Source organism: Streptosporangium minutum (assembly GCF_002149035.1).
In the GTDB taxonomy this organism is placed as follows: domain Bacteria; phylum Actinomycetota; class Actinomycetes; order Streptosporangiales; family Streptosporangiaceae; genus Streptosporangium; species Streptosporangium minutum.
On record NZ_NGFP01000310.1, the window covers coordinates 1 to 9,928 of the forward strand.

General features: G+C 72.4%; 9 protein-coding genes. All 9 read right to left on the reverse strand.

Annotation, left to right across the window (positions count from 1 at the left end; genetic code table 11):
* Positions 1 to 49 precede the first annotated feature (49 nt).
* The 9 genes from rbsK to CA984_RS39275 all read right to left on the reverse strand — a co-directional run bounded on the left by rbsK (position 50) and on the right by CA984_RS39275 (position 9,706).
* Entirely contained in the window at positions 50 to 949 is a 900-nt protein-coding gene (rbsK, locus tag CA984_RS39235) for a ribokinase (protein WP_086578436.1), read from the reverse strand.
* Positions 946 to 2,394 carry an ADP-ribosylglycohydrolase family protein gene (locus CA984_RS39240; RefSeq protein WP_086578437.1) on the reverse strand — a complete coding sequence of 483 codons (1,449 nt, stop codon included), beginning with the start codon at positions 2,392 to 2,394 and terminating at the stop codon, positions 946 to 948. Before CA984_RS39240 ends, rbsK begins: the two co-directional genes overlap by 4 nt.
* The gene (locus CA984_RS39245) at positions 2,391 to 3,548 is read right to left on the reverse strand and encodes an ADP-ribosylglycohydrolase family protein (RefSeq protein WP_207621210.1); all 1,158 of its coding nucleotides are present in this window, start codon (positions 3,546 to 3,548) and stop codon (positions 2,391 to 2,393) included. Before CA984_RS39245 ends, CA984_RS39240 begins: the two co-directional genes overlap by 4 nt.
* A 160-nt stretch (positions 3,549 to 3,708) precedes the next feature.
* Positions 3,709 to 4,674, reverse strand: a complete 966-nt coding sequence (locus tag CA984_RS39250; RefSeq protein ID WP_086578439.1) for an ADP-ribosylglycohydrolase family protein — start codon at positions 4,672 to 4,674, stop codon at positions 3,709 to 3,711.
* 4 nt (positions 4,675 to 4,678) lie between these two features.
* Positions 4,679 to 5,647, reverse strand: coding sequence for an ADP-ribosylglycohydrolase family protein (locus tag CA984_RS39255; protein ID WP_086578440.1), 969 nt, complete (start codon positions 5,645 to 5,647; stop codon positions 4,679 to 4,681).
* The gene (locus CA984_RS39260) at positions 5,644 to 6,939 is read right to left on the reverse strand and encodes an ABC transporter substrate-binding protein (protein WP_086578441.1); all 1,296 of its coding nucleotides are present in this window, start codon (positions 6,937 to 6,939) and stop codon (positions 5,644 to 5,646) included. The genes CA984_RS39255 and CA984_RS39260 overlap by 4 nt, the downstream gene beginning before the upstream one ends.
* Before the next feature lie 25 nt (positions 6,940 to 6,964).
* On the reverse strand, positions 6,965 to 7,783 hold the full coding sequence (locus CA984_RS39265; RefSeq protein ID WP_086578442.1) for a carbohydrate ABC transporter permease: 819 nt from the start codon (positions 7,781 to 7,783) through the stop codon (positions 6,965 to 6,967).
* Position 7,784: 1 nt separating this feature from the next.
* The gene (locus CA984_RS39270) at positions 7,785 to 8,696 is read right to left on the reverse strand and encodes a carbohydrate ABC transporter permease (protein ID WP_086578443.1); all 912 of its coding nucleotides are present in this window, start codon (positions 8,694 to 8,696) and stop codon (positions 7,785 to 7,787) included.
* Positions 8,693 to 9,706 (reverse strand): LacI family DNA-binding transcriptional regulator, encoded by a 1,014-nt coding sequence (locus tag CA984_RS39275; RefSeq protein ID WP_086578444.1) that lies wholly within the window; start codon positions 9,704 to 9,706, stop codon positions 8,693 to 8,695. Before CA984_RS39275 ends, CA984_RS39270 begins: the two co-directional genes overlap by 4 nt.
* Between the last annotated feature and the right edge of the window lie 222 nt (positions 9,707 to 9,928).

The window sequence follows — 9,928 nt, forward strand, 5'->3', positions numbered from 1 at the left end:
GACCCGGCTCTCCCCCGCGACGCCGGTACGGCGGGCCGTGAGCCGGCCGTCAGCCATCGGAACGGGCGAGACTCTGGTCGATCTCGGCGCGGTCCGGCATCGAGGTGCTGGCCCCCTCCCGCTGGACGGACAGGGCCGCGGCCGCGCTCGCGAACCGGACGGCCCGGTCGGGGGACTGCCGCTCGACGTGGGCGGCGGCGAGCGCCCCCACGAACGTGTCGCCCGCCGCGGTGGTGTCCACCGCCCGCACCTCGGGCGCCCGGACGTGCACGGCCGGGCCGGCGCCGGGCGCGGCGGTGAGCGCGCCGCGTGATCCCAGGGTGATGATGACCCAGCCGACCCGGGTCCTCAGCTCCCGCACCGCGTCCTCGTGGTCGGCCAGCCCGGTGATCGCCGCGGCCTCGTGCTCGTTGGCGACGAGGATGTCCACGGCGTCCAGCAGCTCGTCGGGGAGCGGCTGGACCGGGGCGGGGGTGAGGATCACCGTGGTCCCCGCCGCGCGGGCGGCGCGGGCGGCGGCGGTGACCGCCTCGACGGGGAGTTCGAGCTGCAGCAGGAGGACGTCGGAGCGGGCGATGACCTCCAGCTCGGTCTCGGAGGGCGCGGTCACCGCGCCGTTGGCGCCGGGGACCACGATGATGGAGTTGCCTCCCTGCCCGTCGACCACGATCTGGGCGATGCCCGAGGGGCCCGGGACGGTACGCAGACCGCTGACGTCGACCCCGGCCCCGGCCAGCGTGCGGCGCAGCTCGGGCCCGAAGGCGTCGTCGCCCACGGCGCCGAGGAAGACGACCTCGGCGCCGGCGCGCGCGGCGGCGATGGCCTGGTTGGCGCCCTTGCCGCCGGGGACGGTGCGGAACTCCCGGCCGGTCACGGTCTCGCCGAGCCCGGGAGCGGCCTCGACATAGGCCACCAGGTCCATGTTGGCACTGCCGAATACCGAGATCATGATTCCTCCGTCGCCAGAGCCAGCGTACGGCCCGCCAGCTCGTCCAGGCCGATGCCGTCGAACCCGGTGACGCTGCTGGACAGCCTGTTCTTCAACGACCACTCCGGCGGGATCGCGGACGCGCCGCGCAGCGCGCCGGCGATCGAGCCCACGGTCGCCCCGGCCGAGTCGGTGTCCCAGCCGCCCGCCACGGCCCCGGCGATCGAGGCGGTGAAGTCACCCCGGCCGTGCACCAGCGCGGCCGTGATCAGCGCGGCGTTGTTGATCGTGTGAACCCAGTGCAGGGCTCCGTGACGCTCATGGAGCCGGTCGACGACCCGCTCGAAGTCCGCTTCCCGGCGCGCGTCCTCGGCGGCCTGCCGGACGGCGACGGCCAGCCGGGACTCCGGCGGGATCACGGCGAGACCGGCGGCGACCACCTCCTCGACGGAGGAGGCCACCAGCGCCGCGGCGCACATCGCGGCCGCGAACATGGAGCCGTAGATCCCGTTGGCGGTGTGGCTGAGCCGGGCGTCGCGCCAGGCGAACTCCGCGGCCGTCGCCGGATCGCCCGGGTTGACCCAGCCGTAGACGTCGGCCCTGATCAGCGCACCGATCCACTCCCTGAACGGGTTGCGGAAGGTCGCCGTGGAGGCGGGGACGGCTCCGCCCCGCCGATCCGCGGCGTCCCCGCCCTCCGCGGCGGGCGGTTCCAGGCCCGTCAGCAGGTTGCGGTAGGCGGCGCGCTCGGCGGTGAACACCCGCCCGCCGGGCAGCTCGTCCAGCCAGAACTGGGCGACGTTCTCAGTGGTGAAGGCGCGGCCGTGCCGTTCCAGCAGGGCCAGCGCGAGCAGCGCGAAGTTGAGGTCGTCGTCCTCGGGGATGCCGTCGATGTTCTCGGCGAGGCTGTTGACCGCGCTGCGCCGGTTCCACGGCCACCGCGCGCCGATCTCGGCGGGCAGGCCCTCGGCGGTGAACCAGCCGCGGATGGGCCAGTTCCCGGTCGCCTCGGCGATCGCCCTGATCCCCTCCCGGGGGATCTTCTCCACCGGCTTGCCCAGCACGCATCCCGCCGCCCGGCCGAGCCACGCCCCCAGCATCCGGTCCAGGACCCGCGGGTCCGGGGAGCCGGCCGCCGGCCCGCCGCCGAGCACGGCGCCGGCCGCCCCCGGTGAACGTCGCGGACCGGACGGCCATGCCGGGCAGGCCGCGACGATCCCGGCCAGGGTCGAGGGCTCGGGGAGCGGGGAGGGGAGCGCGGCCAGCTCGTCGAGCAGGTCCTCGGCCAGGCGGCGCAGCCGTACCGGGGGGACCTCGGGCGAGGCCCCCGCCCGGGGCGGGGCGTCGTGCCCGCCCGCGGCGTGCCAGCGCGCGGCGATCTCCGTCACCTCGCGGCCGTCCTCGGCGGCCTGCCGCAGCTCGTGCCCGACCAGGTCCTCCGGCTGCACCCAGGTCAGTCTGATCATCCGGCGTCTCCGAGGAGGGCGGCGAAGGCGGACTCGTGGGCGCGGCGGCGCTCCAGGTCGGCGGTGTGGACGCGGCGGGCGACCCGGGCCAGGGCCAGGCCGGGGGCGACCAGGTCGGTGCGGCTGGCGGTGGCGATCTGGTCGAGCCAGTCGGCGGGAACCGCCTCGCGCCCGCCGAGGGCGCCGGCGATGGCGCCGCCCATGGAGGCGATGGAGTCGGCGTCGCGGCCGTAGTTGACGCCGCCGAGGACGGTGTCGCGGTAGCCGCCCTTGGCGATCAGCAGGAACGCCAGGGCCAGCGGGAGCTCCTCGATGCTGTGCTGGCGGCTCGGGCGACGGGCTCCGAGTCCCTGGTCGCGGTAGGTGTCGGCGACGGTGTCGTAGGGCTTCATGGCCGCGCGCAGCGTCTCGAAGGAGCCGTCCCAGTGGCCGAGGTCGCGGGCCGCCGAGCAGACCGCGTCGATGGCCGCCGCCGTGCCGTCCCGGGCGAGCCGCAGGCAGGTGGCGACCACCGAGTCGGCCGTCGCGCCCGGCCGCATGGCCTCGGCCACCGCGGCGGCGAGCACCCCGGCCGCCTCCCTGCCGTAACTGGACTGGTGGGCGCCGGCCAGCTCGATCGCCTCGGCGTAGGCGGCGTCCGGGTCGGCGGCGTTCACCACGCCGACCGGCGCCATGTACATCGCCGCACCGCAGTTCACGATGTTGCCGACCCCGGCCTCACGCGGGTCCACGTGGCCGTAGTGCAGCCGCAGCACCAGCCACTTCTCCGCCAGGAAGACCCGGTGCAGCGGGAGCGCCTCGGTCTCCAGCTCGGGGATCCAGCGCTTCTCCCCCATCATCTCCGGCACCAGGTGATCGGCCGCCGCGTAGGCGTCCAGGTGGCCGCCTACCCGCTCGTAGACCCGGATCAGCGCGTGCGTCATCAGGGTGTCGTCGGTGATGTGGCCGTCGCCCTTGTGGTAAGGCGCGATGGGCCGGGCGTTCCGCCAGTCCTCGAAGAACGGCGGGACCAGGCCCTCGACGTGCCCGCCGTAGCGCTCGCTGATCTGCTCGGGCGTCCAGCCCTCGGTGGCGCCGCCGAGCGCGTCGCCCACCGCGGCGCCCGCCACGCATCCGACGGCCCTGTCCTCAAGCCCGCCCGCGGTCACACTCACCGGCGTACCCTCCTCACCTGCAGCACTCATCTACATCCTTCCAGCGTGGAGACCCCAGGCTTCAGCTCTGGGGCGGAAACGCGGCGCGGTGCCACGTGATTCGGTCAGGAAACCCGGCGGGAGAAGGCCGGAGTCCCCCGGCCCAGCCGCGGGGAGGATGTCAAGCGATCCATCCCCTCGCGATGTCCAGTAGATCGATGCCCGCCAGCTCGGGCAGGCAGCAGCCGGTCAGGGTGGTGCTCCACCCTGACGGCAGCGCGCCGTGGCCGGTGAACGCGCCGGTCAGCGCGCCGGTCAGCGCGGGCGCGGAGTCCGCCGCGGCGGCCAGGCAGGCGGCGGCCGGCACGGCGGTGCCCGGCGAGCCGCCGGAGACCTCCGCCAGCGCGAGAGCCACCGGGAACGTCTCCGCGGCGGCGACCCCGTAGCTGTAGACGTGGTCGAACAGCGCCGCGTCCAGGGCGGGCACCGCCCCGAAGGGGTCACCCGCGCGGCGCGCGACCGCGAGCGCGGTACGGGCCGCGCGGCCGATGACGGTGTCGTCGGGGAGCGCGTCCAGCGCGGCCTCCACGGCGTCGCCCATCTGCCCGCCGTCCACCAGGACGCCGATCGCGCGGGCCATCGCGACGGCGCCGAGCACGCCGTCGCCGGCGTTGGTGACCCGGGCGTCGGCCGTCGGGTCCAGCCCTCTGGCTCCGAAGGCGACCGCCCGCACGACCGCGGCGTCGTCGAAGAAGTGCGGGTTGTCGTGACCGCTGGCGGGAGGGCCGAGGCCGCGCGCGAGGTTGTCCAGCGCGGTCCGCACCGAGATCCGCGCCCTGATGTCGTCCCTGCCGGCGAGGCCGGTGAACGCCTCCGCACGGTCCTGGTCGATGGTGAGCGCGGTCCAGGCGAGCCACTCGGCGTCGTCGGACGGCCCGATCACCAGAGGCGCGACCGGCTGGTTGAGCGCGAACGGCACCGGCAGCGTGGTCACCCGGTGCTCCTCGGCGAAGGCGTCGAGCTCGCGGTGGAGCCGTCTGCTCCACGGCGCGTGCACCCCGGCCCGGTGCCGCGACGACGGCCATCCCGCCGCGTCGCCGATCGCCATCCCGGCGAACGCCCCCAGGATCCTGTCCCCCGGCATCATCGCCCTACGTCCCTTCAACGAGCTGATCGGCCACGTCGAGCACGTGACGTCCTGCGGTCACCGGCAGGCATCGTCCCTCGACCGGGCCGATCTGCCGTGCCCACCGCTCCGGCACCGCCGCCTCACCGCGTCCGGCGCCGGCCAGGGCGCCCGCGATGGCGGCGGTGGTGTCGGCGTCCCGTCCCAGGTTCGCCGCGACCACCACGGACTCCTCCACCTCTCCCCCGCCCAGCAGGTAGGCGGCGAAGGCCAGGGCGACGGCTTCGGGGGCCAGGTCCGTCCACGGGTAGTGCCGGACCACGACCGCCTCGTGCAGCCGTGCGGCGACCCCACCGGATCCGGCGGGGTCCAGCACGGCCTCCCTGGCCCGGTTGACGTTGCGGGCGGTCCACGAGTCCTCGGGGATCACGGCGAGTCCGGCCGCGACCACCTCCTGCGGGGAGGCGCCCGTCATCGCGGCGGCCACCGCCCCGGCGACCGCGCGGCCGCCGAGGATGCCCTCGCCCGCGTTGCTCACGCTGCCGTCGATCTCCACCAGGCGGGCGGCCTCGCCGGGGTCTCCGGCGGCGAAGATCCCGTACGGCGCCGCGCGCATGGCCAGGCCGTCCGACCAGCCGTGCCGGTGCCACTGGCCGGTCAGCGGCGGTTCGAGGCCCCGCCGGAGCGCCTGGATGGCGCCGAGCTCGGAGAAGCCCGCCCCCTTCATCGGGCCGTCGACCAGGGGAATGATCTCTTGGCGGTAGGCCAGCGCGACGTCCTGCGGGGTCAGCGCGTGCCCGTGCCGCACGAGCAGGGAGGCCGCGAAGATGGTGTATTCGGTGTCGTCGGTGCCCCCGCCGTCGATCTCGGTCAGCCTGCCCCAGCGGGCGGCGATCTGCTCAGGTGAGAGGTTCTCCGCCGGGCGCCCGAGAGCGTCGCCGGCCGCGAGGCCGAGCAGACACCCCCGGGCGCGCCCCCGATGCGTCACGGTCACTTGTTGTACCGCTCCAGCACCTTGTTGCCCTCGTCGACCAGCTTCTTCGCCGTCTCGTCAAGGGTGATCTTGTTGGCGAAGTACTGCTGCAGCGCCGGCGTGGCCACCTTGCTCTTCCACTCGTCGAAGCCGTTGACCTTCAGGAACGGCGCGACCACGAGGTTCTTGACCGATGCGGTCGCCACGTTCCAGCCGTTCTCCTCGGTCGTCATGGCCGGGTCGCCCGCGGCCTTGACCGAGGTCGGCAGCAGCCAGTCGCCCTTGGCGAGCTTGACCTGGTTCGGACCGTTCAGGAAGAAGGAGATGAACTTCAGCGACTGCTCGGGATACTTGCTGTCGGTGGCGACCGACAGCGTCTGCGAGACGGCGCCCTGCTCGGCGGTGGCGCCCTTCAGCGGCGGGAGGGTGATCCACTCGAAGCCGTCCGGCGCCTGCTCCACGACCTGCTGGCGCAGGTAGACGCCGACGGGCAGCATCGCGTACTTGCCGGCGTAGAAGCCGGGCAGCGGGTCGGCGGAGCCCATGCCGAGCGCGGACGGGTCGGCGGACTTGTCCTTGTGGAGCTGGTCGTGGATGCGCTGGAGCACCTCGCGCTCCTCGGCGCCCACCTTCACCGTCGTCTTGCCGGCGGCGTCGGTCTGGAAGAACGTGCCGCCGAAGTTCAGGCCCAGGTTGAGCACCTTGTTGACCGGCGACTTCATCGGCCAGGCGACGCCGTAGGCGTCACCCTTGGTGAGCTTCTTGGAGATCTCGGCGAACTCGTCCCACGTCCACGGGTTGTCCGGGGTCGGGATGCGCACGCCCGCCTTGTCGAGCAGCTTCTTGTTGCCGATGATGACCTGTGACTCCTGCAGGAACGGCACGCCGTACACGCCCTGCCCGCCCTTGCCGTCGCCGAAGGTGACGGTGTCCCAGGCGGCCTGCGGGATGTCGCTCTTCAGCTCGGCCGGGACCTTGTCGGTGAGGTCCAGCAGGTAGCCGCGGTTGGCGAAGCCGGACAGCGCCGGGGAGTCGTCGTGGATGACGTCCGGGGGGTCGCCCGCCTCGAAGGAGGTGACGAGCTGGTCGTTGACGTTGTCCCAGCTTCCCTGGATGTACTCGACCTGGATCTTGGGGTTGGCCTTGTTCCACTCCTCGACGAGCTGCTTGTTGGCGGCGATCGACTCCTTCTGCCAGGCGAGGCTCTGGAATTTGATCTTCACCGGCTCGCCGGGGGCGGCCGCGGGCGATTCCGAACCGCATCCGGCGGCCAGAACGAGGAGGCCTGCGGCCAGCACGACCCTCATGCGCATATGACTTCTCCTATCGGGGGGTGGGCTATCCCTTGACGGCCCCGGCCATCAGGCCGGACCTCAGCCGTCGCTGGATGAATGCGAAGAACACCAGGCTCGGGACCGTCGCCAGAAGCGAGGCTGCGGCGAGCGGCCCGAGGCGCACGACCCCCTCCGCGCCGGTGAACTTCACCAGCGTCAGCGGCAGGGTCGCCACATCCGGGTCCTTGAGGACGATCAAGGCGAACAGGAACTCGTTCCAGGAGGAGATGAACGAGAACAGCAGGGTCGCGACCACACCGGGCGCCAGCAGCGGGGCCACGACGCTCAGCAGCGACCGCACCCGCCCGGCCCCGTCCACCGCGGCGGCCTCCTCCAGCTCACGCGGTACGGCACGCACGTATCCCTGGAGCATCCACAGCGCGAACGGCAGCGTGAAGGTGATGTGCACGACGGTCAGGCCGGGCAGCGTGTTCACCAGGTCCAGACTGCGCAGCACCATGAACAGCGGGATGATGATCAGGATGAACGGGAAGACCTGGCTGACCAGCACCCACCCGATCGCGATCCGGTTGACCATCGACCGGTGCCGGGCCAGCGCGTAGGCCGCGGGCAGCGCCAGGATCACGGTGAGCACCGCGCTGACCACCGCGACGACGAGGCTGCGCACCCCGCTGCCGACCAGGTCCTGTTCCGAGAAGGCGTCGGCGAAGTTGGTCAGCGTCGGTGAGCGCGGGATCCACGTCGGGTCCAGGCTCGCCATCTCCTGCGGCGTCTTCAGCGCCGTGGACAGCAGCCAGACCAGCGGGAACGCCAGGAAGACGATGTAGCCGGCCAGTGCCAGATAGCGCAATGCCTTGCCCATGTCAGCTCGCCTCCCGCATCTGCCGCCAGAGGTAGACGCCCAGCACGGCCAGCACGACGATCACGATCGCCACGCCCAGGGTGGCCGCGTAGCCGAAGAAGCCGTAGCGGAAGGCCTCCTCGTAGGCGAACAGCATCGGCAGGCGGGTCTGGCCTCCCGGGCCGCCCTGCGTGAGAACGTAGACCAGCCCGAACTGGTTGATGTTCCAGACGAAGTCCAGCGAGGTGATGGCCACGATGACCGGGCGGAGCTGGGGCAGCGTGATGTTCCAGAACCTGCGCCACACGCCCGCGCCGTCCACCTCGACCGCCTCGTACAGCTCCTTGGGGACACCCTGCAGCCCGGCCAGCAGCACCACCGTGGTCTGCGGCATGCCGGTCCAGATCCCGACGACGATCACCGCGGGCAGCGCGATGGAGAAGTCGTTGAGCCAGTCGACCTCGGTGCCCAGCATGCTGTTGAGGATCCCGGCGTCCGGATGGTAGACCAGCCGCCACATCAGCCCGATGACCACCGGCGGCATCGCCCACGGCACCATGGCCAGCACCCGGGCGAACCCCCGGAATCGCATCTCCTGGTTGAGCAGCAGCGCCAGCCCCAGCGACGCCAGGAACTGCAGCACGGTCACCGAGACCGCCCAGATCATCCCGATCCGGAACGACGCCCAGAAGTCACCGTCGCTCAGCAGGTCCCCGAAGTTCGACAGGCCGACGAAGGAGGTGACCGCGTTGCGCCCGGAGCGCGCGTCGGTGAAGGCCAGGAAGATTCCGTAGAGCAGCGGCCCCACGCTGAACACCAGCACGGGCACCAGGGCGGGCAGCATCAGCAGCAGCGCCTCGCGCCCCTGCCGGCCGCCCTTGCGGGGCTTCTTCGGGGGCGCCGTCCTGACCGGCCGGTCGGCGGTGAGGGTCACGGGGTCTCCTCTCCCACAGTCGAGGCCCGGACCATGAGGCGGGGCGGCACGGTGACCACCTTGGGGTCGCGGTCGCCGTTGCCCAGCCGGTCCAGGAGCAGTTCGGCGGCCAGTCGGCCGCGCTCGGCCGAGCCGAGGGAGACGCTGGTCAGCGAGGGCCAGGCGACGGCGGCCAGGTCGATGTCGTCCATACCGGCCACCGCCACGTCCTCCGGCACCCGCCGGCCCGCCCGGCGCAGGACGTCCAGCGCGCCGAGCGCGATCAGGTCGTTGGCGCACATGAGAGCGTCCAGGTCGGGCGCCCTGGACAGCAGCCGGCTCACCGCCTGCGCCCCCTCTGCGCGGTAGAAGTCGCCGATCTCCACCAGGTTCTCGTCGTACGGCAGGCCGAGCTCCCTGATCCCCTCGGCGTAGGCCGTGGACCGGGCCGAGCCGGGGACCGTGTCCAGCGGGCCGTTGACGAATCCGATACGGCGGCGCCCCAGGGAGCGGAGGTGCTCCAGCGCCAGCCGTACGCCGGTGCGCGAGTCGGTGCGGACGTTGTCCACCCGCGTGCCGTCCGGCACCGAGCCGATGATGACGACGGGGGCGCGGGCCGCCTCGACGGCCTTCAGGTGGGCCTCGCCGATCCGCAGCGGGATCATGATGAGCCCGTCCACGTAGCGCTCTCCGAGGCTGCGGAGCACGTCGATCTCCTCGGCCACGTCCGCGTCCGTGGAGTGCAGCACGAGACGGTATCCCGCCGCCTTCAGCACCGGCTGGATCTCGCGGACCATCGTCAGGTAGACCGGGTTGCCGATGTCGGCCATGGCGAAGGCCACCTGGTTGGTCCGGCGCGACTTCAGCGACCGGGCCACCGAGTTGGGGACGTATCCCAGCTCGTCGGCCGCGCTGAGCACCCGGCGCACTGTGTCCTCGCGGGTCGGCAGCCCGTTGAGCACGCGGGAGACAGAGGCGATCGAGACGCCTGCCCGCTCCGCGATCGTGGTGATCGTCGGCCCGTCGCTCACAGAGACCACACCTTTCTGTAAACGTTTACTGCGATCGCCGATGATTTGCTGAAAACGTTTACGGGGTTAGGAACATGTAACTCGCCCGTAATGGACGACGTCAAGTCACGATCAAATAACAGCACGTCAGGGGGGTCCTCACCGCTCGGGGGCCTCCGATCGAACCACGTCTTGAGCGACCTCGGAGCCGGACCGGCACTCCGCACCCATAGCGAGATCAAC